The sequence below is a fragment of the Nostoc sp. genome (genome assembly GCF_036917235.1).
Classification (GTDB): Bacteria; Cyanobacteriota; Cyanobacteriia; order Cyanobacteriales; family Nostocaceae; genus Nostoc.
The window spans coordinates 24088-49547 of the sequence record NZ_JBALDU010000046.1 but is presented as its reverse complement, the minus strand read 5'-3'; the positions used below and the strand labels follow the sequence as shown (position 1 = coordinate 49547).

General features: G+C 39.6%; 24 protein-coding genes. 4 read left to right on the top strand and 20 right to left on the bottom strand.

Annotation, left to right across the window (positions count from 1 at the left end):
- Positions 1-799: 799 nt before the first annotated feature.
- Positions 800-1057 (bottom strand): hypothetical protein, encoded by a 258-nt coding sequence (locus tag V7K44_RS15675; RefSeq protein ID WP_334932877.1) that lies wholly within the window; start codon positions 1055-1057, stop codon positions 800-802.
- 196 nt (positions 1058-1253) lie between these two features.
- On the opposite strand from V7K44_RS15675, the gene V7K44_RS15670 reads away from it, so the two are divergent.
- Positions 1254-1556, top strand: a complete 303-nt coding sequence (locus tag V7K44_RS15670) for a hypothetical protein (protein WP_334932876.1) — start codon at positions 1254-1256, stop codon at positions 1554-1556.
- Between the two features lie 103 nt (positions 1557-1659).
- Here V7K44_RS15670 and V7K44_RS15665 read toward each other — a convergent pair whose 3' ends face one another.
- Positions 1660-3696 carry a TnsD family transposase gene (locus tag V7K44_RS15665; protein WP_334932875.1) on the bottom strand — a complete coding sequence of 679 codons (2037 nt, stop codon included), beginning with the start codon at positions 3694-3696 and terminating at the stop codon, positions 1660-1662.
- Between the two features lie 142 nt (positions 3697-3838).
- Here V7K44_RS15665 and V7K44_RS15660 point away from each other — a divergent pair, with 142 nt between their 5' ends.
- Together V7K44_RS15660 and V7K44_RS15655 are read left to right on the top strand one after the other, a co-directional pair.
- Positions 3839-4069: a hypothetical protein gene (locus tag V7K44_RS15660; RefSeq protein WP_334932874.1), complete on the top strand. Its 231-nt coding sequence runs from the start codon at positions 3839-3841 to the stop codon at positions 4067-4069.
- Positions 4066-4212 (top strand): hypothetical protein, encoded by a 147-nt coding sequence (locus tag V7K44_RS15655; protein ID WP_334932873.1) that lies wholly within the window; start codon positions 4066-4068, stop codon positions 4210-4212. The genes V7K44_RS15660 and V7K44_RS15655 overlap by 4 nt, the downstream gene beginning before the upstream one ends.
- 596 nt (positions 4213-4808) lie before the next feature.
- On the opposite strand, the gene cas5 is transcribed toward V7K44_RS15655, so the two are convergent.
- The 8 genes from cas5 to V7K44_RS15615 all read right to left on the bottom strand — a co-directional run bounded on the left by cas5 (position 4809) and on the right by V7K44_RS15615 (position 13853).
- Positions 4809-5342 carry a type I-MYXAN CRISPR-associated protein Cas5/Cmx5/DevS gene (cas5, locus tag V7K44_RS15650; RefSeq protein WP_334932872.1) on the bottom strand — a complete coding sequence of 178 codons (534 nt, stop codon included), beginning with the start codon at positions 5340-5342 and terminating at the stop codon, positions 4809-4811.
- Positions 5343-5993 (bottom strand): hypothetical protein, encoded by a 651-nt coding sequence (locus V7K44_RS15645; RefSeq protein ID WP_334932871.1) that lies wholly within the window; start codon positions 5991-5993, stop codon positions 5343-5345.
- A 48-nt stretch (positions 5994-6041) separates the two neighbouring features.
- On the bottom strand, positions 6042-7538 hold the full coding sequence (cas8a1, locus tag V7K44_RS15640; protein ID WP_334932870.1) for a type I-MYXAN CRISPR-associated Cas8a1/Cmx1: 1497 nt from the start codon (positions 7536-7538) through the stop codon (positions 6042-6044).
- Between the two features lie 139 nt (positions 7539-7677).
- Positions 7678-8268 carry a type I-MYXAN CRISPR-associated protein Cas6/Cmx6 gene (gene cas6, locus V7K44_RS15635; protein WP_334932869.1) on the bottom strand — a complete coding sequence of 197 codons (591 nt, stop codon included), beginning with the start codon at positions 8266-8268 and terminating at the stop codon, positions 7678-7680.
- Positions 8269-8292: 24 nt separating this feature from the next.
- The gene (locus V7K44_RS15630; RefSeq protein WP_334932868.1) at positions 8293-10095 is read right to left on the bottom strand and encodes a DUF262 domain-containing protein; all 1803 of its coding nucleotides are present in this window, start codon (positions 10093-10095) and stop codon (positions 8293-8295) included.
- Between the two features lie 393 nt (positions 10096-10488).
- On the bottom strand, positions 10489-12369 hold the full coding sequence (gene glmS, locus V7K44_RS15625) for a glutamine--fructose-6-phosphate transaminase (isomerizing) (protein WP_334932867.1): 1881 nt from the start codon (positions 12367-12369) through the stop codon (positions 10489-10491).
- A 554-nt stretch (positions 12370-12923) separates the two neighbouring features.
- Positions 12924-13169: a photosystem I iron-sulfur center protein PsaC gene (gene psaC, locus V7K44_RS15620; RefSeq protein ID WP_015175986.1), complete on the bottom strand. Its 246-nt coding sequence runs from the start codon at positions 13167-13169 to the stop codon at positions 12924-12926.
- Between the two features lie 447 nt (positions 13170-13616).
- The gene (locus V7K44_RS15615) at positions 13617-13853 is read right to left on the bottom strand and encodes a hypothetical protein (protein ID WP_334932866.1); all 237 of its coding nucleotides are present in this window, start codon (positions 13851-13853) and stop codon (positions 13617-13619) included.
- Between the two features lie 209 nt (positions 13854-14062).
- On the opposite strand from V7K44_RS15615, the gene V7K44_RS15610 reads away from it, so the two are divergent.
- Positions 14063-14431: a Dethiobiotin synthetase gene (locus tag V7K44_RS15610; protein ID WP_334932865.1), complete on the top strand. Its 369-nt coding sequence runs from the start codon at positions 14063-14065 to the stop codon at positions 14429-14431.
- Between the two features lie 113 nt (positions 14432-14544).
- Here V7K44_RS15610 and V7K44_RS15605 read toward each other — a convergent pair whose 3' ends face one another.
- From V7K44_RS15605 to V7K44_RS15560, 10 genes are all read right to left on the bottom strand, one after another.
- Positions 14545-15156 carry a hypothetical protein gene (locus V7K44_RS15605; RefSeq protein ID WP_334932880.1) on the bottom strand — a complete coding sequence of 204 codons (612 nt, stop codon included), beginning with the start codon at positions 15154-15156 and terminating at the stop codon, positions 14545-14547.
- A gap of 222 nt (positions 15157-15378) precedes the next feature.
- Positions 15379-16596, bottom strand: a complete 1218-nt coding sequence (locus V7K44_RS15600; protein WP_334932864.1) for an ABC transporter permease — start codon at positions 16594-16596, stop codon at positions 15379-15381.
- A 62-nt stretch (positions 16597-16658) separates the two neighbouring features.
- Positions 16659-18128, bottom strand: coding sequence for an efflux RND transporter periplasmic adaptor subunit (locus V7K44_RS15595; RefSeq protein ID WP_334932863.1), 1470 nt, complete (start codon positions 18126-18128; stop codon positions 16659-16661).
- Between the two features lie 396 nt (positions 18129-18524).
- Positions 18525-19166, bottom strand: a complete 642-nt coding sequence (locus tag V7K44_RS15590) for a Uma2 family endonuclease (protein WP_334932862.1) — start codon at positions 19164-19166, stop codon at positions 18525-18527.
- A gap of 478 nt (positions 19167-19644) precedes the next feature.
- Positions 19645-20100, bottom strand: a complete 456-nt coding sequence (locus tag V7K44_RS15585) for a response regulator (RefSeq protein ID WP_334932861.1) — start codon at positions 20098-20100, stop codon at positions 19645-19647.
- A gap of 293 nt (positions 20101-20393) precedes the next feature.
- Positions 20394-20954: an NACHT C-terminal helical domain 2-containing protein gene (locus V7K44_RS15580; protein WP_334932860.1), complete on the bottom strand. Its 561-nt coding sequence runs from the start codon at positions 20952-20954 to the stop codon at positions 20394-20396.
- Between the two features lie 750 nt (positions 20955-21704).
- Positions 21705-22307 carry a hypothetical protein gene (locus tag V7K44_RS15575; protein WP_334932859.1) on the bottom strand — a complete coding sequence of 201 codons (603 nt, stop codon included), beginning with the start codon at positions 22305-22307 and terminating at the stop codon, positions 21705-21707.
- A 45-nt stretch (positions 22308-22352) separates the two neighbouring features.
- Positions 22353-23378, bottom strand: coding sequence for a glucokinase (locus V7K44_RS15570; protein ID WP_334932858.1), 1026 nt, complete (start codon positions 23376-23378; stop codon positions 22353-22355).
- Positions 23379-23461: 83 nt separating this feature from the next.
- Complete coding sequence (locus V7K44_RS15565) at positions 23462-24109, bottom strand: histidine phosphatase family protein (protein WP_334932857.1); 648 nt, start codon at positions 24107-24109, stop codon at positions 23462-23464.
- Positions 24110-24265: 156 nt separating this feature from the next.
- The gene (locus tag V7K44_RS15560) at positions 24266-25414 is read right to left on the bottom strand and encodes an endonuclease NucS domain-containing protein (protein WP_334932856.1); all 1149 of its coding nucleotides are present in this window, start codon (positions 25412-25414) and stop codon (positions 24266-24268) included.
- Positions 25415-25460: the final 46 nt, after the last annotated feature.

Below are 25460 nucleotides of genomic sequence, written 5' to 3'. Positions count from 1 at the left end.
TTCTGTCATTCTTTTACAGTAGTCAAGGCGTTATTTGAGCTATCGATTCATTGTCAAGTTTTTGACTTCTCTAAACTTCATGAGTATGGTGTTTTTTCATAAATCATTTAGGATTGCTATAGCGCAACGCCAGTTTGAGACAGATGCTGCTGTTAAACCTGTAACTCCACCAGTAGTTAAAGAAAAAACAGGAAGCTACAAAAAAAACTGAAAAAGAAAAAACTATTGACACTGTAGTAACAGAAAATGGCTCCTTTAATGATAGCCAAGTAACTGTCATAGTTCCACCAAAACGTTTCTATGGTTCAGTCAAATTGGACGCATTGCGATTACGACGTGATATAAGACAGATAGCAGACGAGGTTATTCAACACCTTAGTAGTTTGGTAGATGCTGAAGTAGAAATTACCTTGGAACGTTCAGGTCACTGTCCCAGAAGGAGTCCCAGAGAACGTGATTCGCATAGTCAGCGAGAATTGTCGGGTTCTCAAATTTAGTAATCAGGAATTTGAACAAGAATAAAGTTGAGGTAGATAAACTTGTTAGATAGTAATGAGGTAAAGCATTAAGTCACACCCAAAGAAGTAAGGGAAAGTCTTGTGGGTTAACGGATTTGAGTGCGATCGCAGTCATCGTCTCAGTTACTACTTCTTAATTACCTGTAGTAACTATATAACTTCCCATAGTTAGTCTCCTTAACAAAACTAAACCCATCAGGTATCTGACGGGTTTTTTGGGTTCTTAGGGGCAGAACTGATAATTTGATCTATCCATAGCCTGAGAGAATCGTTCTCTTCTCTCAGGCTGCTAATTTTCCCAAGTATTCATTTTGGAGTGCAGCAACTTGTTGTTTTAGATTCTCCAAGTCCGCTTGCATTTTGGCTAAGTCTGGAGTTCCTTGGAGTTCTTCAGTCATGTAAGAACGAATCCATCCCATGATCAACTCTGAGGCTGTCTTGCCCTCAGCCTTAGCTTTATTCATAAAAGCTTCCTTTGTCTCATCGTCCATTCTGACAATAATCTGATTGCTCAATTTTGTTGTCTGCCGCTTTGCCATACTACTTTTTGGTGAAAACTTTCAATCTGTAATAACTCTATTTACCTTAATTGTGGCGAATTTTGAAAATTTTGTAGTAACGCTCTTGTTTAGGTAATAACCAGTAATTACAATAGAGTAACAAGACAAAGGCGATCGCCCTCCGTCCAAAGATTGCGATCGCCTTTTGTTAAACCCCATCAATGAGGTTACTCAGATGATTGTACAAGATGAATTTGACAACCAAGCCTCTGCTCAAGCAGAGTTTGAGGAATATGTTGACCACTTAGCTGACGCAGCAGCACCAGAAATTGAAATTGACTCAGTGCCAGATGATTGGGGAGAACTGTATCGAGTTTGGAACGGTTCCCAACTTCTGGGAACTTTTTACCACAATCTTGAAAGCAAATGGGTAGCACAACCCTGTAATAGCGATAAAAGACACTGCTGTGATACTTCTGATTCAGCACTGCTTTTGATTGTTGCTGTCAACGGCTTACTGGTTGCAGATGTAGCTTAGAACTCAATATTCTTCCCATCACCTAGAGACGTGTTAAATTCACGTCTCTTTCTTCTTTGGAACTTTTGCTCAACATAACTATGATCGAGAAAGTGTTATTAACTTAATCGGGTTGTTTATAAAGTTCACTTTCTAGAGCTGCTTTTACTCTCTGTGAGCAATTTTCTCGTAGCGCAGCAAGTCTAATCACCTTCCAATGCTGAATTTCTTCTCCGCAATCATCAAGCCGCTGAATTGCCCACTTAATGCGCCTAATCTGAAAATCCTCTACAGTTTCTGTCACTGATTCTAAATAAACCTTAGTCACTGGCATTTCTGACAAATGTTTTTCGAGTAGTGCCAGTAAGCCAATATCTTTGCCTATTTTGCCAATAGTTATTCTCGCGGATTTTTCTGCACTCAGAAGCGATCGCACAGCATTTTTTACCTTTTCGAGAACTTGCTTGTCTCTTTCTACCCAGTCAACTTTACCGATGCAAGGGAGAGGCATTTTTAAAGAAGGCGAATTTTTGTTGAGCCACTCTTTATCGTTTCTGTATAGCCAAATATATGTTGCCTTAGCTAATGCCCTGAGAGTAGTTTTCGATGCCTCTGGGTACTGCTGTAGTAAAGCTTTCCAACCTTCCCTGTATTTTATTTTGCGATCGCTGGCTAAATTTAGATTTGAGTCTAAAACTTCCTCTAAGTCTACTAGCTGATTTTCCTGTGAAGATTTCCAAAAAGTTTTTAGCTTAAGTATGGCAGTATAGCGGTTTACCGTTCTGGGATCGACATTGAGCCGTCTTGCTGTCTCTCGTAGACCTAATTTTTGGATTTCTACCAGTTCTTTTAGCTTCTGCTCCCAAAATTGACCGTAAGTCAAGACTTTGCCAATTCGTAGCTTGTCTTCATCAGTTTTATCAGGGCCAGTTCTACAATAAACCATGCCACAGGAACAAAAAAAAGTACCTAACGGTTTTTTATTATCCAAACAGTGAGTGACAACAAGATTAGTTATTACTGGCTTGAGGTAATGATCTACCGCAGCATTTAGACACAGCCAAGGCCCTCCACCAAAAGGTTTATACTCGTAATCCGTGTTGAAAAATTCCTCGATAGAATTCGTCAGAAATCTAATTAGGAGTAGGTGTCTGATGGGATGGAATGACTTTCTATGCTTCCTGACAATGCTGAATAGCCAGTTTTGCTCATTTTCGTAATTCACTATCGAGTTAACAGCCTCAAGCACTTCAGCACCATAAAAGAACAAAAAACTATCTACTAATCTCTTCTGGTTTACTCGCCTGCTTGCAGTCGCAAAATCCTTTTCAATCAATAAAGCTATATATTTTCTTTGAAACCACTCTAGTTCTCTAGAAAAAAGATTATTATTTATCAACCATGAAATATCTTGAGCCAGCAGTCGCAATTTCTTTAAAGTTTCTTGACTGTAAGTCTGTTGTATTGGTACAACAGGACAGTTTTCTTGGCTTGCAGCATAGTATTCATGCCTATTAAAACCTTGCATGGGAATTATGCTATTTTGCAAAGTCATACTATGATCTGGGCAAACCAGAACCCCTGGTGTTTGGTGTAGCTTATGCCAGTAGGACTCTCCATAGTTTTGCAAATCTTGTTCCAAACATTTTGGGCAAAATCGCAGATACCTCTGTATTTTCAACGAACTCGCCATAATCCCGGTTCTGGTATGAATATCTCCTCCGAAATCTGCCTTCATGGACTCCATCACCTGACTGGCTCTTTTCGGTGGCAGAAAAACACTGTAGAAAGGATAGAGGGTATATTTATATATCAAATCTTCTACTTGATAATTCGAGATAAATTGGAGATTTTCAATCAACGAATTCAGGTTAGAAGGTAAGTCAACAGTAGCTATTACACCTTGAGAATTAAATAGCTCCCTTAGAGTTATTTTTGGACTGGTGTTACCACTCCTAATGTGGTAACGAGCCAAGATGCTGTATAAAATTTCATCTGGATAAGGGGCTGGAAAAAAACCAAGCATAGATTCTTTCTCATGTTGAAACCGGAAAAGAATATTTTTGTAAATTCCAGAGTGTTTCAAGTTTGTGGCGATCGCTATCCGCACCAATTTTCCACAGCAAACAAAATTATGAGGATTTTTATCCTCAATTATCAAGGTTTTAGGTATTATACAACGCCTATTTTATCACTAATTTAGGTATTACACAATAACTAAATCTCTTTGAGTAATTTATAGAATCTACCTGTAGTCCTTGCTGTTGACTATGATTTAGGAGGTGTGTAATAGCTTGGTACTAATGGGAAAGAAAGGGCAGAAAGGACAAAAAGACGTACCAGAGATGTACGACGAGGTTAAGAAAAGGGTCAACCTAGCCCTTACTCCCACTGGTATTGAAGGATTAGATGCGATCGCCTCCAATTTTGATCTAAGCAGGTCGGAGCTTATGGAGAGAATTGGCAGACGACTGATTTGCTTAGAGACAAATTCCTTCACTGAGGAGGAGATGGAAGCTGTAAAAAAGCATTGACCGAATTGATTGCTATTTACCGCGATCAGTTGAATAGTCAGGGTTTGTTTACTGGTCTTGGTGCAGTTGAGAGCGATCGCAAATTGCAATTACAGAAGCAGATTGAGCAATGGGAACAAATCCGTGCAAAAATTTCCAGTTAAGAGGGGATTTGAAGTATAAGCTATGACAAAGAGTAGCATAATCCTGCTCAAGGTCTTAGGACATCTAATGTTAAAGAACGCCTAATTAAACGATATTCGTAGCCTGGAATATATGCTGCTCAACGTCTTACGACATCTAATGTTAAAGAACTGGGACTCAATTACAAAAACGATGGCACTTACTCCTGCTCAACGTCTTACGACATCTAATGTTAAAGAACGGCGATGGCTAAACACGTTAATCCATCACGTCTTGTAGATGATCTTACAAGCACCTGTCATTAGGAGGCACTAAATTTGCAAAATTTAATAGGCTAGGCTAACTTAACAACGCTCAGAAGGCTTATTATTGGAACTTTCTGAGGAATTGCAAGCATCCTAAATCATGGTGAAAGCGCTAGATTGCTGATTCAGTAAAGAATACCGACTTTTTATCTCTTTGTGTCGGCGCAACAAGGAGATATCCTTGCCAAAATCTAAATATCCTCATTTTTCAACTAGTTTGAATTGTAGTCCACGATAAATCCGGTGGTTGCCATACCTGGGACTGTTGAAGCTCATAACACTGCCAGCGCGTTCTCTTAGACCCAACATGGTCAACCCAGTAGGGTAGAGTAGGGTAGAGTTAGCGAACCATCTTCATCTATAACTAACCACCACAGCGACTCACCATCATAGTTCTCAGGTAAAAGGGTAACAGTATTGACTAGATCGCGACTTTCACCTAAACACAGTCCACCAAATCGATTAATAGAAGCTGGGTTCGCAAATGCCTGCTGCAAAAGTTCTGGTAAAGTAGGCTTTGCTTTGTCTGTCTTCACCCAAACTACAAACTCAACGTTCGTTAGTAACTCTTGATAATCAGGTTTAGCATTCTTAGGATGGTGGATATCTTTCGTTTTAAACCTGCGAAAAGTCCGAATTACAATAGATTTCTCTGGTTTAGACAAGAGTGCGATCGCTAATTGAGTTCCACAATGTTTATAACGATCTGTCTCACCAATCAGAGAAAGCAACATCCCGTACACTGTAGAAGGTGGAGGGACTGGATACGTTTCAGCATATTCTCTAGCACGGGAGTGACGAAAACAAGCAATAGGTACTTCAACTTTCAAAGCAATTGTCGTCACTTAGTCCCTCCCTGATGACAACTGTAAATCTTCAGCAATGACCTGTTTTAGCGCATTGACTGCGGATTTCACTCCAGGAAACACATTTGCTCCTAAGTCTTCTAAACCCTGAGAAATTAAACCTCCAATCCATAATTCTTTGGGATCAATATCTCCTACTTCTACCTGTCGCACTAAGTTTAATACTGACATATTTCCCAGTTCGTCTTGCTCAAAGCAATATAGAAAACGAGGAGAAAAATCATGTGTCCACCGCAGTACAATACTTTCAGGGGAGAAATCATACAAAAAGCGGGCATGATTTCCCGCCACTTCACCTTCAGCCTCATCTGACGCTTCCACTTTTGCTGCTTCTGCCTGCATAAATCCCAAAATATCATCATCAATGAAGCGAATATCATCAAAGTTGGGGTCTTGCCAAACATGATTCGCTACTGGTTGAGCATTCTCATCCCAACGTCGATTCACCGGATAGCCAACATTTTGCCAGTAGTACCGTAATGCCCAACGAATTGCTTCAGATGAAATAGTAGTATGAACTTCACCTTTCCAAATTAATTTTTGTAAGGTAGTTATGTTTCCTTCATTTTCCCCACGATTATTAGCTGCAGTTCCGTAGTTTGTCAAAATATTGCCGAATAAATGAAACATTTTAAAGTTAGCTAAAGGATTAATGTAATCAATTCAAAAAATACATATTTATTCATTGTCTAACTCAGCTTTTTCTGATATTTTTGTATTTATATTCTTGCTTCTTGGATAGCTAGCAATAGCGATAAAAGTTAAATCTCTGGCAACCTTCCAATCCATTATTCCCGATGTCAAGGGCAGTAATTCTTCCCAATGTTCTTCTAAAATTGAAAGCTGTCCCGCTCTTCCCCAGAACTCTGCAATAAATTTGCGGAAGTTCTCAACATTTATGCATCGTCCTAATTGCGATAAAATACGTATATTTTCTCGTTCAATTTGAGCATATTGACCTTCTTTGGTTCGGTCATAAATCTTAGCATATATCTTTTTAAAGGCTTCATGACAAGCTTGAATAAATAGCTTTTGAGCTTCTATATCCCATTTAGAGTGTTGAATCATTTTGTATATTCCTCTATCTTCATAAAAACTAAATTTAAATAAATTTAAATTTAGGATTTTTATATATAAATCATTCCACCAGAGAAAACCTTTTACTAAATTATCAGCAATTATTCCTTTAATCGCATTGCTAATAATAAAGTTTTTATTTTGATAATTAATAACTCTGTACTCTGGAAAAGAGATGCAACTAACTTTATAGACAATATTAATTATTTCAGTCGCTTCCACCACTGCTATTTGTGTGCGAGTTTTTTGCTGCTTTGACCAAACTACCGTTCCAAATAATATTACTTGGCATCGTTTTACCTGATTGGGTATAGCAGTTGTTTTATCAGTCAGGAATCTTAATGCAGCATCTCCTAAGCTAGATATATGGAAATATTTGTAATCCAAGTTTCCCAAACTCCAATATTGCTGGGCATAAATTTCTAAGTTAGCCACTTCAGGTATAACTAGGGCATACTGCGGGTGTTGCGGTTGAGCATGCGATCGCAATACAAAGTAGTGGCAAGCAACAGGAGCATATAAAAGAGCAAAAGCCAGTTGTGGTTTCTCTTCAAACTTAGTTTCTTTTGTAAAAGCGACATGACGAACTATAGATCCCGGATACAGCCAACCTACTACGCCAATTGACTGCTGTAAGAATTTACCTTGTTCATCGCAGAGTTGTTTAGCAAAATGCTGATGAGCATAGGAAACTGCTTTTTTATATTCAATATCTATTTCTATGCCATCAACACCGTCAACTTTTAATGACTTAGATTTTTTCCCTTTAAATTTAACAACCTGATTATGTTGAAGGAATGTTGCCGTGATTCCCAGGTGAATATTAATTTGGGTTTCAATATTGATGGAATGCGTATTTAAGCCTATCAACGAAATTAGACCCTCTTCATTAATCTGAAAAGATTGCTTTAGCAGCCAGTCTAAAACTATGAAATCCTCCCCTTGCCATTCAAGGCTGATACTGCGAGGACTCAGGAACCAAGTTAAATTACCAGGTCGTTCCGTAGGTATTGGGTATAGTTTTTCTAGTTGCTTGAGCGTCATCCAAAGTCCTGCTATGCCAACACGATGTATCCAAGTTATGCTTGGATCGCCCAAATTTAACTGAATTTTGGGGTTGACGACACTAGCCACTACAGACATCTTATTTTATTTCTGGGAAAGATTCAAAAACTTATTTAGATGCATTGAAGGTAAACGCTCTCATACTTACATTGAGTAGTAGCCAAAACCAGCTTTAACTTGCGTTTCTCTTTCTCTTTACTGGTAGAAAAACGCCACAACCCATCTTGCGCTTTCCCCCAATGCCATGTCTGAGCAATGTTAGCGAATCTTCATTGCTGAGATTAATGATTTCTAACCCAAAACCCACAACCGTAAAGCGCTTGATTTTGATACTTCTACGTTTTGGGCTACCATCAGCATTTTTAGTAATAAAAGCTTTTGCCTGGATACCCAGTTGTTCTAACTGACGCTGTGCTGCTGTTAAAAATGACTCTGGTTCTTGATAACCCTGGATAATCACTATACGCGATCGCAGTTTCTCAGCAGGTTCAAGCAAATAAATTTCAGGAATCCCCAAACGAATTGTATGCTTGCCAATTCTCAGGGGCTTACCTGCTAACGGATAAACCAAACGCACTTGATCCATCGGTAGGCGAATCCGAAGCCTAGAATTTTTAGTTAACTGAATTACGCCTGACTTGGGAATACCTGCAATGGTATGAATTCCAACTGTATCTAATTTATGAAGTTCGGGTTCAAAATGAGCGATCATAATAACCCTTCTTTCTTTAGAAGCCACAATATCTTCAAAAGCAGATTCCAATGTAGCTGACTCTACAGTGACTTTTTAAACTACTTCATCCATATCCCAAACCTGTTTTGCTAAATAAGTGAGCATTTTCTGACGCTCTTCAATAGCCTGAGAATTCCAAATTGTAAATTCCTTAATATCTTCAACTGCTCGATTAATAGCTGTATTAGTTCCAATTACAGGCTTCTCTGTTATTGACCTAGTTAACAAGAAAACAGACTGCGGATAAGCACCCTTTTTTTCGGAAAAAGTACCCCTACCAATGGAGGCATTTATGGTCTTTTCTAATAAAGTCAGATTACCTAACCTAGATATATATTTTGTTATTTCATTTGGCTTATCAAAATCATTAACAATAGCTTGCTCAGGTTTTTGAGGTAAAATGTGTTCTATTTCTATTTTATTCTGAATAAATGTATTTAAATTTATCCAATTCTCTTCACTACCAAATGCTTTTTCATTAATATCCTGACTAAATTTTGCCAATATATATTTTAATCGATATTTTGGCAAATCTTTTTCTTGTAGATTAAGGAATGTTTCTTCAAACTTTTGTCTAATATCTTGCTTAATGGGTAAAATGTACTGATTTACAAACTGATTTAAGGTATCAGCATCTTTTACTTTGCGGATTTCACTAGACCATTCAATAAAAGTGCGTTCTAGTTCATTCAGTTTTTTCCCAGTAATAATAAGAGCAAAAAGCGTATTTTCCAGTTGGCGGCATAATTCTATAAATAATTCTTTTGGTAACTCAAGACCTGTTAATAATAGGCTCATATGTTGTCTAGAGTTAGGAGTTAAATGTTTAATATTAGCTAAATAACGGTTATTTGTACCATCTGTATTTTTTCCTTTAATAAAAGAAGCATATGCGTTAGCCGATTTACGTAGCTTTTCTACAAATTCAATTGGTTTTTCCGTATATTGACATACTGAGTTATTATTCAAAAACCATTCATAAACTTTTTCTTCTTGTACATCATCACGTTTAACATCAAAGTTGGAAAAAATAAAGTAACGTAGGAAACTAAAAGGTTTTTCATTAGCTGATTGTATTGCATCATTTAGTTCTTTCCATTGAGTATTAATATTTTCAAAATTTTCTATATTGGCTTGTTTAAACATAAGGTTCTTTAATAAATCCATAGGATTTAAACCAACGCCCCTATCATTAAGAGTCTCAAAAACTCGTAATGCGTGATTAACATCTGCTGTTTCAACACGTACAAGTTTGACTTTCTTCGTAAAATGTAAGTAAAATCTCCTTAATTCACTTTCCTCTTGCCCAAATTCATTGGAAATAAAATTGTAAATTATTGCATAAGCATTGGCCAGATTCTGAGCAGATTTAGTATTATCAACTATCTGCTCTAAATCAAAATTGTCATCTGCAAACTTGTCTAAAACTTTGCTACTATCTTCATACTGAAGTGCTACTTTGTACAGAGGTACATCAAAACCGTTAGAATCTGTATCTATTCCGTATATCCGAGTTCTTATGCTATCAACTGAAGCATGATTTTCTAACTTTATAAGATAGTTTTTAACAACACAAGAGAAAATGTGAGCAGTAGTAATTCGTTGTTGTCCATCAATTACTTCATAAAGATTGTTATTACCATCAGAACTAGGGCAAACGACAATACTACCAATAAAATAATCATCTGATTTATGGCGAAATTCAATGGGAGGAAATTCTTTATATACATCATACAAAAGTTGTTCTACTTGCTTTTCTTCCCAAACATACTCTCTTTGATACGGTGGTATACTGTAGAAATCATCAAATAATTTGTCAATAGTTAAATCTAAAGATTTAATTGTTTGTTGATTCATAAATTAACTACTATTGTAAATTTTTATAAACTCTGCTGCGGGATGATATTGACGCAGCTTATCCGCAGATGCTCAAAGGGATTGCTCAAAATCTAAAGTCGCTCCCTTGTCGTTTTTTTTGTTCTGTTTTTTCTGACCACTTAGCACTAAGTATTACTCCTTTAATAATAACCATAAATTTGTTTTTAACATTGGTTTAGTAGAAATAAAACTCGATTTTTTCAAGGTTTAAGCCCAACTAAAAACCCAACGTCAATCATTTTGTTATTGTGTAGACATATAGTCCCTTGTGTGAAACATCACATCAAAAAAATTGCTGGATGTGCTAAAATACAATTATCCAGCAATAATATCACGTAATATACAGCATAATTCCTGATTAGGAAGTATAAATTATTCTACAGTGACACTTTTAGCAAGGTTACGAGGCTGATCGACATCCAAACCGCGACGGGCGGCAATGTGATAAGCCAATAATTGCAAAGGAACTACTGTCAAAATCGGAGAAAGTAATTCTTCTACATGAGAAATGGGAAGAAGATCGTTAAAGATTTCCGCAGCTTCGCCATCGTTGACGGGAGTCACGCCAATTAACCGAGAATCTCTAGCTTTGGCTTCCTGGGCATTGGAAATAACTTTTTCGTATACACTACCAGGGATTGCGATCGCAACTACTGGTACTTTCGCATCTAAAAGTGCGATCGGGCCGTGTTTCATCTCTCCAGCCGGATACCCTTCGGCGTGAATATAGCTGATTTCTTTTAATTTCAATGCCCCTTCTAAAGCAATAGGAAAGTTAATTCCCCTTCCCACAAAAATGAAATCTTGGGTTTCAGCAAATTCATGGGCTAGCTGTTCGGTTAAACTTTCTTGATTTGCCAATGTTGCCTCAATTTCTTTGGGAATCTGCCGCAACCCATTAATAATTTGATCTAATGTGTCTTTTGAAACTGTCTGACGACGAGCTGCTAAATCCAATGCCAAAGCATAAAACGCCATCAGTTGGGCAGTAAAAGTTTTTGTCGCTGCTACCCCAATTTCAATTCCCGCTAAGGTACTGATGACATGGGGCACTAGATGACCAAGGCTGCTTTCAGGACGATTGGTAATGCCTAGTAGTCGCGCTTGATATTTGGGTTCTTTCCCTTGGCGACGTTCTTTTTCCATCGTCAAAGCTGCTAGGGTATCAGCTGTTTCACCTGATTGGGTAACACCAACGATCAAGGTGTTAGCCGTCACGGGTGATGGTGCATAGCGATACTCAGAAGCGTAATGCACCTGAGTTGAAATTCCTGCTAATTGTTCGAGTAAATATTTTCCGATTAATGCTGCGTGCCAACTGGTACCACAGGCAACGATCTGAATTTGTTCTAAATCGGTATATAAATCTTCAGGTAAACCAAGATTGATTGGCGATTCGGTAGAGTCAGCTGGATTAAAGTAAGCGTCTAAACTCGCTCTTACTACCCCTGGTTGCTCATGAATTTCTTTGAGCATGAAATGTTTGAATCCCTGCTTTTCTACCATTGCAGGATTGTAGTTGAGCAGTCGGGGTTGTTTTTTCAGCCTGTCGCCAGCAAAATTGTAAATCTCAGCGCCCAAAGGTGTGAGGCGGGCAATTTCGCCATTTTCCAGAGGTAGTACGGCACGGGTGTAGGCAACGATCGCTGGCGTGTCAGAGGCACAAAATAACTCCCCTTGCCCAAAACCAATTACTAAAGGTGCTTGTTGGCGAACAACAATCAATTCATCGGGGTAGTCCGCAGAAATAACTGCGATCGCAAATGCTCCTTTTAGGTGGTTAACGGCTTGGCGAATTGCTTCTAGGAAGGGAGATGAGGAAGATGAGGGAGGAAGATTCTTTAAAAATTCGGCTATTAAATGGGGAATTACTTCTGTATCGGTTTCAGAGAGAAACTGGTGTCCTTTTGCTTTGAGTTCTTCGCGTAACTCGCGGTAGTTTTCAATAATGCCATTTTGCACCACAGCTACTCGTTTTGCTGTATCCAAATGGGGATGGGCATTATACTCTTCTGGTTTACCATGAGTTGCCCAGCGTGTATGACCAATACCAATTTGGGCAGGGGTTTCTATTTGTTCCAGTTTAGAACGCAGGTTATGCAGTTTTCCCTTTGCCCGCACACAATTTACCTCACCTTCCCAAACAGTGGCGATTCCAGCCGAATCGTAGCCCCTGTACTCTAGTTTCTCCAGTCCAGCTAGTAAAATGTCTGTCGCCGCTTGAGTGCCTATATATCCAACAATTCCGCACATTCTTCACGCCACTTTTTTTTCAGGATGATTAAATCCAGTATAGTAGGTAGCATAAAGTGGACGTTTTGCAAAGAAAAAAGGGAGTATTTTACTCCCTCTACCACTAGGTATTGTTATAGATTTTAGGTTTTTTTACAGCGGATTCCCCGTCAGCTTTTGACTGTGCCAATTTTAGATTTTAGATTGCCGATAGCGGAGCGTTAGCGAGTCCGCGTACTCTGTAAGAGTTGCAAGCTACGCTCAGCGTCTCGTAGAGAGCGTCTTTTAGATTTTTTTGGTTCATGCCTCACCCGCAAGTGGCGTGAAACAAATCCAAAATCCAAAATCCAATCCAAAATCCAAAATCCAAAATCGGTTGACTTGACGGTACAAAAACAGCTTCTAGGATTTAGATACCCAGAGATTATATCCCCAATCTAAAATTGCGATTTCATGAAAAGTGCTGAGTTCCGAGTTCCGAGTTCCGAGTTCCAAGTGAAGAATCAAAAAATTGTATTTGTGATTTACTTCTTTTTATCTCAGCACTCAGCACTCAGCACTCAGCACTCAGCTTTTTAGTAAGCTAGACCCATACTGCGAGTTGTTTCAGCGCCCAGGTAAACCCGGATGCTCAAAAAGTCGGTGGGACAAGCGGTTTCGCAACGCTTACAGCCCACGCAGTCTTCTGTACGGGGTGAGGAGGCAATTTGAGCAGCTTTACAGCCGTCCCAAGGAACCATCTCAAGTACATCAGTAGGGCAAGCGCGGACGCATTGGGTGCAGCCAATGCAGGTATCGTAGATTTTTACGGAATGAGACATTGAATAAACGGCTCCTTTCGAGTGTTCTTCTCTGCGAAAGAATCATAATCAACGCATAGTCTACCGCAGTGGTTGATAGGCCGTAATCAAAAGGCTACATAACTTCAAACAATGTAATAAGTACCCTTAAAATTTGTTTTTGCGAGATTGTCCCTATTGACTGATAATTAGCAACATCATCAGAGCGTATTTACCACAGTGATATACCATAATAGGGTTGAATCGTAAAGATAGATGAAACAAAATTAAAAGGGAATTTGCGATCGCCACTTCTCTGTGTAAACAAAAACAGTTTGGCAATCTAGATTACGCAAAAACTTGTTTTTATTACTGAGTAAAACTGCTTTTGCAATGTAAATGATTAATTTAGAGACTGCGGTAGCTCACTAATAACTTGTATATTTAATTTCTTAGGGCTGGCAATTTCATAATGTTTATTTATACATATCAGAGGATTTCAGAAATTGCAAATTCATCATTTATAGTAGAGATTTGTGTTTGAATATTTGGCAGAGTAGCGGTTATTTGCAGCTGCTCATCTAAATTTTTAGTATCAGTAAATTTATCTTTTACATACTCCCTTTCTCGGATTTGCCGAACAATACTTTCTAACAGCCAAAGTTGTTCTTCTACAGACAAGGCAAGGATAGAGCGTTCAATTTCTAGTAAATTTGGTGAGATCATTTTACTTTTGATTCCTAGTAAGGTGTATTTTTCAAAGATATTATATTTAGTCTATCTGGTTAACCTAGAGCATCGCCAATTCCTCATCATTTTCCCCACGCCTATCATTTCACAAATCATCAGAGATTGCTATAAATAACTAGAAGCCCGTTTTATGACTTTTTAATTAAGTATTACTGCTGAAGCAAAATGTACGGTAAACTGACTACATGAATTACGAAACAGCTAGGAAACTCCTCATCGATCAGACAATCACAACCGAGGAAAACCCAGATGCGCTGTTAACGCGTATGAAACAGGGCAAACCGCCGATACCTGGTCAGATCACTTCGATTTTGTTGGCATTGAAAGTAGTGTTTGAAGCCCTCAAAGATGCAAAGAGCCTAGACCGAGAACTGGCTTTGGCCCTTTATCAGTTAAGTATTAAGGCACAACAGCTATTTGGCGCAGGGCGTAAAGCCGGGGTTGATTGGCCACCACTACTCAAAGAAGATTTACTACGAATTTCCTTAGCAGCTGAAAGTATCTTTTCGGGTATATGGCAAACCTTAGCTCCGATGGAGTTGCGGAAGAGATGAGGGAGCAGGGGAGCAGGGGAGCAGGGGAGTAGGGGACAAGGAAAATAATTCCTCACTCAGAACTCAGAACTCAGCACTCAGCACTCAGCACTCAGCACTCAGATAGATGCCTATTAACGAATTTGCAGTTCATTTTCTAACTTGTCTAGGTCAGTTTTGAGCAAAACTGTCATTTGACCGGTAAAAGCTTTACCAGTCTTGGGTTGGGCAACTTCCACCCAATATACATAGCGATCGCCTACTCGTAATTCTCCCTTTAAGGCTTCCCGAATCGGAGTTTTGGCCAGACGCGCGGAATTAACTACCTTTTGGTTGGGATATTGATACACGACTTGGGCGCGATCGTAGTCTTGATAAATCTCCAAGCCATAAATCACCCGCAAGGATTCTTGGAGACGCGTAAATGTCATGCCGTTAATAGCATCATACATAGTAATGCGCTCAGTCCGAATTGTGCCACGGTCTTTGGAAAACTCTACCCTACCAGGAGGCAATACCGACGCTTGAAAAGTGAATCGTTGGGCAGCAGTATCAGTCTTTTGCACAAATAATTGCTCCCCTCTCCTGGGGCGGAGTGTCGGATGTGCTTTAATCCAAGTGCCTACCTCTTCTGTACTTTGTCCTGGTAAAGCATTGGCTTGGGAATCAAAAAGCGTTCCCACACAGAGCCAGGGCACTAGAGAAAAAGGTAAAATTAAACAGTTAAGTAGAGATTTTTTGAGCATTTTGCTGTTCAGGATTTTCATAGAAATTTCCCCATTTGGGATTAACCATAGTCTTCCCGTTTTTCAGCAAAATTACTTCAGTGGATTGTAGCGATCGCGCATTAAAGCCTTTATTGATCGCGCAACTATAGGACTCATATCAATACTGTTCGGTTAAGGCAAGAGACGCGATGAATCGCCGTCTCTACAATAATCAGTCGTTTTGTCTTGACGGCAATTTATCTAAGCACTTCTCAAAGCCACAATGGGGTCGAGTTTAGCAGCGCGACGTGCAGGAACAACCCCAAAGAATAAACCAATAGCCCCAGAGACACCAACTGCCATAGTAATCGCTACAGGAGAAAGACTCGCTTCTAAAGGAGTCAAGGCTCCCACCAATAGGATGCCACTGATACCAACCGCAGTCCCGACTAAGCCACCCGCTGCGGAAACAATCACTGCCTCAATGATGAACTGGAGCAAAATATCTTGCTCAGTTGCACCGATCGCTTTTCGTAATCCGATTTCTTGGGTGCGTTCGGTGACGGAGACGAGCATAATATTCATAATGCCAATGCCGCCGACAAACAGGGATATACCTGCGATCGCAGCTAGCATAATTGTCAATGCACCTGTAATTTGACCGACTGTTTGCAAAGCATCTTTTTGGGTGCGAAGGGTAAAGTCATCTTCACCATTAATTTTGTGTCGTAGACGCAGCAAATTAGTAATTTGAAATTCTGCTGCATCCACGCTATCGGAATCACGAGCGGCAGCAACGAGATAATCTAAGGCAATACCATAAGGAGAATTCTTGCCCACAAGTCGGTTTGCTGATGTAGTAATTGGTATTAAGGCAGCATCATCATAATCTGCTCCCACGCTAGAACCTTTGGCTGTTAACGTTCCAATCACTTGAAAGCTGGTATTTCCAACTCGCAATTGCTGTCCTACAGGGTTACTATTACCGAATAGTTTTTCTGCTAAGTCTCCACCCAGCACTACGACTTGGTTACTTCGCTTGATGTCTACCTCAGAGAAAAACCTGCCTTTAGCAGTTTCAAAATCGCGCACAGATAGAAAACTCGGAGTTGTACCAATGATATTGACATCGGTGTTTCTGTTGCGGTATGTAATTACCTGTCTTCTGTTCAACTCTGGTGCAACTCCTACTACAGTTGGGACTTGAGAAGCGATCGCATCCGCATCTTGCAACACCAGAGTTTTTGGCACTTCAAAGGAGATCCGCTGAGTTTCTCGATTACCTGGCAGTACAAATAGCACATTTGGTCCTAATGACTGCAACTGTTTATTCACATATTTCTGCCCACCTTCGCCAATGCCAATCATGGCAATCACCGAAGCGTTGCCAATAACTATACCCAACATCGTGAGGGCGCTACGCAGTTTATTTGACAGCAGGGTTTTCCCCGCCATATTCATGCTTTCGAGAAAATTCATATCTTATATAATTACGTTAGCGAAGCGGTAGCGAGTCATCGAGCGTCATTACGAATTAGGAATTACGAATTATTTTGTTCTTTAGCCTTTTCGATTTTGTAGTCTTTGGGTGGGTTAACAAAAATGCGATCGCCTTCTTTAACTCCCTCTAAAATCTGAGTTTTGTCTTGAATTTGTGCCCCAACTGTAACTTCGCGGAACTGGGGTTTATTTTTTGCATCGGGTACGAGTACGCCAGTTTTACCCTTTTCGGTGACGATTGACACCGTTGGTAACACCAAGGCATTCTTAACGCGATCGCCTAAAAAAGTCAGATCCACATTTAAGCCAGAACGCAGTTTATCTATACCAGTATCAAGAGCAACCCGCACCTGGAAGGATGTCACACCTTGTTCCACCACTGCTTCGGGAGCAATCAGACGCACATGACCTTTAAAAACTTGGTCGGGATAGGCATCGGCAACAATTTCCACCTGCTGTCCCTGTTTTATTCTGCCAAGATCGGCTTCGGGAACTTGAGCTAATATTTCTAAACCCCTTGCTACGGCGACAATTGAACTAGAAGTTGCCGATGCACTAGTAGATGCAGAAGTTGTGGGTGTGACAAATGCACCTGGTTCGGCGTACTTTTGGGTAACAATTCCCGACAGAGGAGCGCGAATAATAGTATCTTCTAACTGCACTTGTACACCCTTTAACTGAGCCTCAGCGGATGCAACAGCGGCTTGACGCTGGGCAATTTCTTCAGAACGGGTTCCATCTTCTAACAATACCAATGCTGCCCGTGCTTCGTTAACAGCAGCTTGGCGTTGGTCGATTTCCTCACTCCGAGTCCCACTTTGGACTAAAGAAAATCGTTTTTTCGCTTCTTCTAAATTGGCTCTAGCACTTTTGTCATCGCTGATGGCTTGATCGAGTAATTGTTTTTTCTCTGCTCCTTCTTTATATAGATATTGGTAACGCTTTACCTGTTCGTTGGTGTAATTCACTCTTGCTTGAGCCGCATCTACTTGAGATTGAGATTGAGCAATTTCTTGGGGACGATTACCAGCCTTAGCTGCGGCTAATTGAGCTTGAGATTGTGCTAATCGCGCCCTAGCTTGAGCGATTTCTTGAGGACGACTACCAGCAATGGCTTGGGCTAGCTGTGCTTGACTTTGGGCTAAGTTGGCACGATACTGGCTCCTTTGAGCCTCAATACCGGCGCTATCCATGCGGGCGAGAATTTGCCCTTGTTGAATGCGATCGCCTTGTTCCACATATAATCGCGACAGCACTCCAGGGTTCTTCGGACTAATATTTACGCTCTGAACTGGCACGACTTTGCCACTAGCTGTAATCCGCAACGTGACGGTTTGTGCTGCAACTGGCACAGTTAGTTGAGCAATATCTTCTTTATTTGTCCCTTGATTTACCAAAGTGTAAGTTGTTATAGTACCCACAACCAAAGCACTCCCCGCCATTAGCCCTATCAGCCAGCGCAATGGATACTTAACTTTGCCAATAACTGGAATTTCTATGTGCGTAGCCATATTATAGAAGCCTGTAAATCTTGCTGTATAAGAATATTTTTTAGTTAGAGGACAAGTGGAGAATACGGAGTTTTAAAGCTTTGGAATTAAATTTTTATGAGTTAAGTAACAACTAGACGCATAATAAGCTTCATAGTTGCTTAATCTTCCTTCATACTAGGCATTTGTATTTCTGTATGTCTTCACCTGAAAGGGTGACTTTAGCCACAGCATATTAGTGCAATCTTGAACCATTTGTGAGAAACAAGATCCCCAACTTTTTTGAGAAGGTGGGAATCTACGGCTGGCAATTCTCACAAATCAGATAGGATTGCTATAGTGCGATCGCGCTTTAGTTGCTCTGTATCCTTTGCTTTTTCCCTACTCCCCCATTCCCTACCGCAAAGCAGTTTGTAATTATTGCTGAAATTGGGTTAACAACCAAGCACCAACTTGACTTTGATTTATTTGACGAGTTTGCCGTAATGCATCGTTTAATAAAGAAATAGCTAATCCTGGTAATACCTGAGATTCTGTAATCCGCCTACTACCTTGGTTTTCAATAGCAAAAGCCATAAGTTGGACATTCTGGACATTTAAAATCCAGTATTCTTTCACTCTTAAATCTTCGTATAAAAGTCGTTTTTCACCTTGATCGTCAGCAAGTGAGGTATTAGCCACTTCAATAACTAAATCTGGTGGTGGATAGATATCTAGGTTGATGATAGAAGTGCCGTAGGGAATGACATCAGCATTTTCACCAATATAGTAAGACACATCAGGTTGAGCTTCCTTAAAACCTGTTTTCCGATATGTACAATTAGTCAAGCCTTTGGCAGGGATGTCTTTGATTGTGCAAAAAAGGTTAACAGCAAAGGCAATAATTGTGTTGTCGCAGGCGTGGTCATGACCTAGTGGTGGCATTTCAATCCTCATCTGTCCATTGTGGTAGTAGCCCTTGGCTTTTTCGTAGGCAGGGTTTTCAATTATTTGGATATATTCATCCCAAGTTGCTGTTATCCAGGTATCGGTTGCTAGTTGGGTCTGTAATTCGCTCATAATATTGCGAAAGAGGAACTTTAACAACGATCATACAAGTTTCATTTTCCAGCACGAAGCTGACAGCAAAGCTTTAACTGCATCCTTTCTAACAATTTTCGTAGGGTGTGTTACGCCGAGGCTAATGCACCGATAGCCTACTTTAACAAAACTAGTCTTAGAGGATGTTTGAAAAGTCCTCTTGTCAGTATTAAAAGTTTTAGATCCCCCTAAATCCCCCTTAAAAAGGGGGACTTTAACTCCGGTTCCCCCCTTTTGAAGGGGGGTTAGGGGGGATCTAAAGTGCCTAAAGTCACAGCGAAACACTTTTCAAACAACCTCTTAGAGCTAGTAAATAAATTCTTCAATTTCTCTTCTTTTCTTCTTCCTTTGCGACGGACACTTTCCTCAAGTCGGGAAACCCGCCCACGGAAGTGTCCTCCTCTTTGCGTCCTTTGCTGTTCGTTCCTTTACCCTTCAAACTTCGCTTGACAGACTACTAGTTTATAACTAGTAATTCGGTGCAAAAATTTTCCACCACTTTTTCCTGTACTTGATTCACAATCATAGAAACAAATTCGTCAAGATCGAATGGCTTAAGTAAATATTCTTCAAACTCTACATCTGGAATTTGGTCACAAGTACCTGTGGTAGATGTTGAAGTCACAATGATTGGGATGTGCTTACCATTATCTGTCTCTATAGCATCCAATGTATTTATCAATGTATAAATACTTTCATCTAAAAACCTAATTTCACTGACAACAATGTTGGGCGTGAACCAACTCAGGATTTCTAAAGCTTCTTTTATAGAACCAGTGGTAATCACATTTGCGCTCAGGTCTTCCAGTAAAAAAGCATACAAATCTCTACTATCGCGATCGTTGTCTACAACGAGTACTTGTACACCTTTGAGTATCCCAACTGCCAAGCAAAAGTCATTGATTAAATTCATAATAAGACCTGCGATTAAGACTTTAAGGGCAAAGCGATCTGAAAAATCCTTAGTCTTAAGGAGACGAGACAAACGGATAGGTAAAATAAAGAGTAGTAGAGAACCACTAAATGGTTATAATTACTAGGTTCTGTTCTTATACTATGAGCGAGTGTTGTTTGATTTCGTAAATGAATTGATTAACTACGACACAAAACGTAGAAAAACTTTTCAAAAAAGGGCACGGTATTGTTCCCTCCAAAAATTTGTGGTTCAATTAACTGAAAATAGCTGTAAAGAATTAATCAACAAAACTATTCCCATTCCCTGTCCTCAAGTTCCTTCTGAGGCAATAATAAGTTAGCTTCAATTTCTTGCCTGATAGCAAGGGTTGCTTCACAATTACTATCCAGGCAATCTAGTAGTAACTGATTAGCATCATAGTAACGTTGTAACACTTGCTGTTGTTCAATGCTAAACTCCCACTGGTGGTTAATGTTTCGATAATTAATCACTGTTGTCTTTAACTGTTCAGCCCAAGTTGAATAGTTCGTCTGCCACCATAGCCCAAACCGTTCTTGACTTTGACGAGAATCGGGAAATTCGTCCGAGAGTTGTTGCAGAGATTTATAAAGTCCGACATCCAGAACAACGCCGAGAATGCTTGAGAGAGCATCTCCACAGGCGTAGATATGGGCAAAGTCCTCATCGGTATGACGCTCAACCGGACGACCACTAAAAAACCGCCAAATCGGTTGTCTAGTCTTGAGATTGACTTCTGCGGCTAGATTGTCTTGTGTCCACCCCTTGAGAGCAAATGCGCTTTTAGCCTCTTGAATTGCGGTGAGTGATGCTTGGAGCGATCGCTTGACCATAGGACAAAAACCCTGCTGCTCAAATCATAGACTTTAACTTTTATTAATATCTGCAATCTTATAGCTTTCTCTGTGATAATAACATTTTACTCATTTAAAGTTATACAAAATTCAATAAATACTCTCAAATTTTAAATTTTTGTCACAAATTCAAACGTTATATATTTATCTTATACATTTTAAACTTTACAAATATCTAAATTCAAACAATGTTTGATTTTCAAAGCATAAATAGAGACGCGATGAATCTGAGACGCGATGAATCGCCGTCTCTACAATAATCAGTCTTTCGTCTTGACGGCGATTTATCGCATCTTTAGCGATCTAGAATTTTCATCAAAAAACCTTAACCAAACCGTATTACCCCAACTCCCTCTTCGCCGCAAGCGAGGAGCTTGCTCTGATATACTTTATCGAACAGAATTCAGGAGTCAGAATTCATTCTGAATTCTGTGCGAGTGGCGGATAGCGCCGGCGGCAAGCGAGTCTGCGAGCGTCTGAATAACCGGGTTTAAGACCCCCACCAAATCGTAGATTTGGTGGTGCAACAATTCAGTCGCGGGTCTGAATCCCCGACTGATAGCGTTCGCATGATTGCGTCTCGTAGAGAAGCGTTAGCGAGTCCGCGAGCGTCTTGATTCTGACTCCTGAATTCTGACTTCTGAATTCTTCTTCAAATGACTAGGAAAAGCTAGCTATATTAGCTCTGCAATTGATTACAAGGCTAATATAGTAGAAGTTTTATTTATCTCACTTTTTCAAAACTACATTGAAAGAATTTAAATACCCATTAATAGTTTTAGCTAATGTCTTCTGCTGTTTTTTTGTAGTTATTGCCATTACTTGATATAGTCTTCCTTCGGCAACATACATTCTACTTTTAGTAATTTTCCCTCCAGAATTGATGTACTCAATTTCTTTGCCGGGATGATTATTGTAACTACGAATGTTTCGTTGACTAATTAAATTACTTTTCGTAGTCTTTAAAGCCATATCCCGTGCATTATTAAGTACAGCTTGAGGATCAGCCATTTGACCGTAACTATAAGGAAAATCATTATAAGCAACTATGTATGCTACTTGCTGTTTTGGTGGTTGAGCGGCAAATATTTCTAAGGTAATTTCCCCCATGTAAGTTTTTTGGGATTCGGTATTTCTGCTGGGGTTTCCCGGCATCAAAATTGTAAAACGTCCATCTGGAGCGGTGAATAACTTCCATTTTGGCTGCACGGGTTGAGAAACCTTTGGTTTGACAACAGCTACCGGAGGTTTCGGTTGACGCGCTTCCACAAGAACAGAGCCACCACAGACTATCGTGGCGGCTATTAGTGGCAACAGACTTTTAACTGTCATATTTTTTGCCCTTTGAGATGCTGATCTCACTGATGATGCCAGCTGTTATAACCTAGCAGCACATAAAGCAGCACCAATTAGGCCGACTTGCGAGTTGAGGATAACATAGACGGGGATTTCTTCCAGGAGGCGGCGCATTCTACCTTTTTGGGTGAAATTTAATAAGAAACCGCTATTTTGGATTAAAGAGAGAATTTTGGGCGCAATTCCACCAGCGATGTATAAGCCACCGTAAGGTAGGAGTTTCAGGGCAAGATTGCCGGCTTCTGCACCGTAAGCCTCTATAAATAATTGCAAAGTTTGTTCGCAGAGGCGATCGCGTTTTTCTAGTGCAGCCGTACCAATGACAGCACCGGGATCGACGCTTTTCTCTTCTTGTCCGGCTTCCTGTTCCCAAGTTCTAACGATTTGAGCAATATCTGGTGATTCGGCGGCAAATTTGCGATCGCGCAGAAATTGGTAAATTGCTACAATTCCCATTCCAGAAACCACGCGTTCCACAGAAACGCGCTGGATATCATGTTTACCCAGCAGGTATTTCAACAGTTGAAACTCGATCTCGTTCCGAGGGGCAAAGTCAGCGTGTCCACCTTCTGAGGGAAAGACTTGATAGTGGTTTCCCTGCTTAATTAAAAATCCTTGCCCTAAGCCAGTACCAGCACCAATAATTCCAATGGGGGTTTCAGGTTGAGGTTTGCCAACTTGCAACGTCAGCAAGTCTTCTTTTTGTAAACCTGAAATGCCATAGCCAACGGCGGCGAAGTCGTTAATTAAAGAAATATGCGGGATACCCAATTCTTCTTCTAAACGTTCGGTATCTAGGAACCAGGCTAAATTGGTGAGTTTGGCAGTATTTTTGACAATGGGACCTGCGATCGCAAAACAAGCCTTTTCTGGTACTGGTGTATTCGCTTTGGCCAAAAACTTCTGCACTATCGGTACTAAATCAGGAAAGTCGGCACTGTGGTAACTTTCCTGAAAAATAGTATGTAAAGCTGCTGAATCTGATGTTTCAACCAATTGCAAAATAGTTTTCGTACCGCCGATATCTCCAGCTAGTAACAAAGTCATAGAATTTATTCGTGAATTAATTACTTTTTTGTAAGATATACCCAACCTAGCAGAAGTCACGAACGCAAATCTCTATCAGAGGTTTAAGCAAATCGAATAACTTCTTCTATGTGGGTTAAATGGGAAGTATCTCCCTTTAGTTCTAATAACCATTCTGGATCTTCGCGTACCACTTTTACCAGAGAACATAAAGAAGCCTTGACTTCTGTTTTGGCAATTTCCCCCACTAGTCCCATTGCTCCGCCCAACACAGATGCACCATGCGCCACTAGCAGGATATGTTCTGGTAAGAACTCAGTAGCTAAACATCTAGCAGTTTGCCCAGAACGTTCTCGCACTTTTTCGCGAGTTTCAGGATATTTAGCGGCGATGCGCGAAGTGTAGCTGGTGTCAATTCTAGGGAATAACTTTGTTAATGCTGGAGTTGAGAGTCTTTCGGGTTCTTCTGTCATCCAAGCTGGATTTAGCCATTCACTCAAGCCTGTTTCGAGTTTGATCGGCAAGTTGAGCATTTCTGCAACTGCGTTTGCCGTTTGTACGGTTCGCAGAAAAGGAGAAGCGAAAATATGTCCAATCTTTTCTTTTTTCAATCGTTTAGCTAACTGCTGTGCCTGCACCATACCATCATCAGACAAGGGTGGATCGTAGCGTCGTTCGGCGGTGAGAAACCAATCAGGGTTTACGAAATCGAGGCGGTTAGCGTGTCTTGCTATCCAGACTATTTGACTCATAAGTTTAATTATTCCGGTGAATAGAATTCGCCGCTAAACAAATATATAGATATCTGCAAGGAGGGCTGCAAATATTAATATAGGACAAAAATCGTAATAATATTTAATAATACTAATGATCAGGAAAAGTTATAAGTGCTGTCAATGTCGTTTTTCTTATAGCCTTTTTCGCCATTTTTCTAAAGCTACATCAACTAATCCATTTAGAGAATCATAGTGATCAAATTTATATGTATTAAGTCTTCCACCCCCGATAACATGAACAAATTCATTTACATCAATTTCTAGCAATTGTCTTTCCTCGTATGTTAAAGGTTCCGAGTTATTAAGTTTCCTAGCTATTCTATTTCTATCTTTATGATGTTGGTTCATGCTTTTATATCCTTTATGATCCTTAGAACCTTTATTTGCTACTATTTGATCCATTATTTTTACTCTATTTGAAAGTGTCTTTTTGGATAAATTCATCTTTACACCAATTCCACTTGGTACATATCCCTCTAACAAAGCATTGTCTTGCCAATCTGTCCAAATCCTTGCTCTACTTATGCGATCGCTACTATTATTTTTTAAACCTAACCATAAAAATATAATTGGTATTCCTTTACTATCAAAGTAAAACTCAGCACAGAATTTACTTGTTTTACTGTTACCATTTCCATATCTAAAACTAACAGCAGAAGATATTTCTTCCATCCGTTTATCAAAGCTAAGAACCTTTTGACGAATTTTTAATATTTCTTCTTGTTGTTCAGACGAGCATTTAGCTAGACGGTTGATCAGTCCTCTGGAAGGTGAAGGTATATCTTCATTTCTCTCTCTGTTATAATGAGGAATTTCTATTTTTAAAACTTTTTCATTATCTAAATCTAAGTTTTTTATCTGGAAGTAATAGTTAAATTCATCTACTAAAATTGTAAATTCAAAAAAATCAATAGATAAATGATGATATTTTTTGTCTATATAATTATCTCTATGAAAATTAGGCTTAATTGCTATTAAACCAATAGGTTGCTGATAATCTATTTCGTCTTCTAAAGGTTTTACTTCCTGTAAAGCGTCATAATATCGAGTTAGCTGCTGAACAATATATCTATCTTCAGCATTTTTCAATTCCACCACCACTAACTGTTTGTCTTCCCTCAATCCTAAAATGTCGCAAATTTGACCATTAACATAATATTGTCGTTTTAGCGGAATTAACCCGAAAAGTTCCTTTAAATTAGCCCACACAAAATCTTCTAAATCAGCTTCAGTCGCAAATTTCAAACTATTTCCCGTTTTTATTAAATTCACGAAATCCATTATCTGGCTCTAACTTGAGTAAATTACTAACTTTAGTATTCCCAAA

What these genes read in the sequence shown, in the direction of transcription:
- V7K44_RS15675 (WP_334932877.1), bottom strand. Translation starts at nt 1,057, where the DNA reads ATGGCAAAGCGGCAGACAACAAAATTGAGCAATCAGATTATTGTCAGA.
- V7K44_RS15670 (WP_334932876.1), top strand. Translation starts at nt 1,254, where the DNA reads ATGATTGTACAAGATGAATTTGACAACCAAGCCTCTGCTCAAGCAGAG.
- V7K44_RS15660 (WP_334932874.1), top strand. Translation starts at nt 3,839, where the DNA reads ATGGGAAAGAAAGGGCAGAAAGGACAAAAAGACGTACCAGAGATGTAC.
- V7K44_RS15645 (WP_334932871.1), bottom strand. Translation starts at nt 5,993, where the DNA reads ATGTTTCATTTATTCGGCAATATTTTGACAAACTACGGAACTGCAGCT.
- V7K44_RS15630 (WP_334932868.1), bottom strand. Translation starts at nt 10,095, where the DNA reads ATGAATCAACAAACAATTAAATCTTTAGATTTAACTATTGACAAATTA.
- glmS (WP_334932867.1), bottom strand. Translation starts at nt 12,369, where the DNA reads ATGTGCGGAATTGTTGGATATATAGGCACTCAAGCGGCGACAGACATT.
- psaC (WP_015175986.1), bottom strand. Translation starts at nt 13,169, where the DNA reads ATGTCTCATTCCGTAAAAATCTACGATACCTGCATTGGCTGCACCCAA.
- V7K44_RS15615 (WP_334932866.1), bottom strand. Translation starts at nt 13,853, where the DNA reads ATGATCTCACCAAATTTACTAGAAATTGAACGCTCTATCCTTGCCTTG.
- V7K44_RS15610 (WP_334932865.1), top strand. Translation starts at nt 14,063, where the DNA reads ATGAATTACGAAACAGCTAGGAAACTCCTCATCGATCAGACAATCACA.
- V7K44_RS15605 (WP_334932880.1), bottom strand. Translation starts at nt 15,156, where the DNA reads ATGCTCAAAAAATCTCTACTTAACTGTTTAATTTTACCTTTTTCTCTA.
- V7K44_RS15600 (WP_334932864.1), bottom strand. Translation starts at nt 16,596, where the DNA reads ATGAATTTTCTCGAAAGCATGAATATGGCGGGGAAAACCCTGCTGTCA.
- V7K44_RS15595 (WP_334932863.1), bottom strand. Translation starts at nt 18,128, where the DNA reads ATGGCTACGCACATAGAAATTCCAGTTATTGGCAAAGTTAAGTATCCA.
- V7K44_RS15590 (WP_334932862.1), bottom strand. Translation starts at nt 19,166, where the DNA reads ATGAGCGAATTACAGACCCAACTAGCAACCGATACCTGGATAACAGCA.
- V7K44_RS15585 (WP_334932861.1), bottom strand. Translation starts at nt 20,100, where the DNA reads ATGAATTTAATCAATGACTTTTGCTTGGCAGTTGGGATACTCAAAGGT.
- V7K44_RS15580 (WP_334932860.1), bottom strand. Translation starts at nt 20,954, where the DNA reads ATGGTCAAGCGATCGCTCCAAGCATCACTCACCGCAATTCAAGAGGCT.
- V7K44_RS15575 (WP_334932859.1), bottom strand. Translation starts at nt 22,307, where the DNA reads ATGACAGTTAAAAGTCTGTTGCCACTAATAGCCGCCACGATAGTCTGT.
- V7K44_RS15570 (WP_334932858.1), bottom strand. Translation starts at nt 23,378, where the DNA reads ATGACTTTGTTACTAGCTGGAGATATCGGCGGTACGAAAACTATTTTG.
- V7K44_RS15565 (WP_334932857.1), bottom strand. Translation starts at nt 24,109, where the DNA reads ATGAGTCAAATAGTCTGGATAGCAAGACACGCTAACCGCCTCGATTTC.
- V7K44_RS15560 (WP_334932856.1), bottom strand. Translation starts at nt 25,414, where the DNA reads ATGGATTTCGTGAATTTAATAAAAACGGGAAATAGTTTGAAATTTGCG.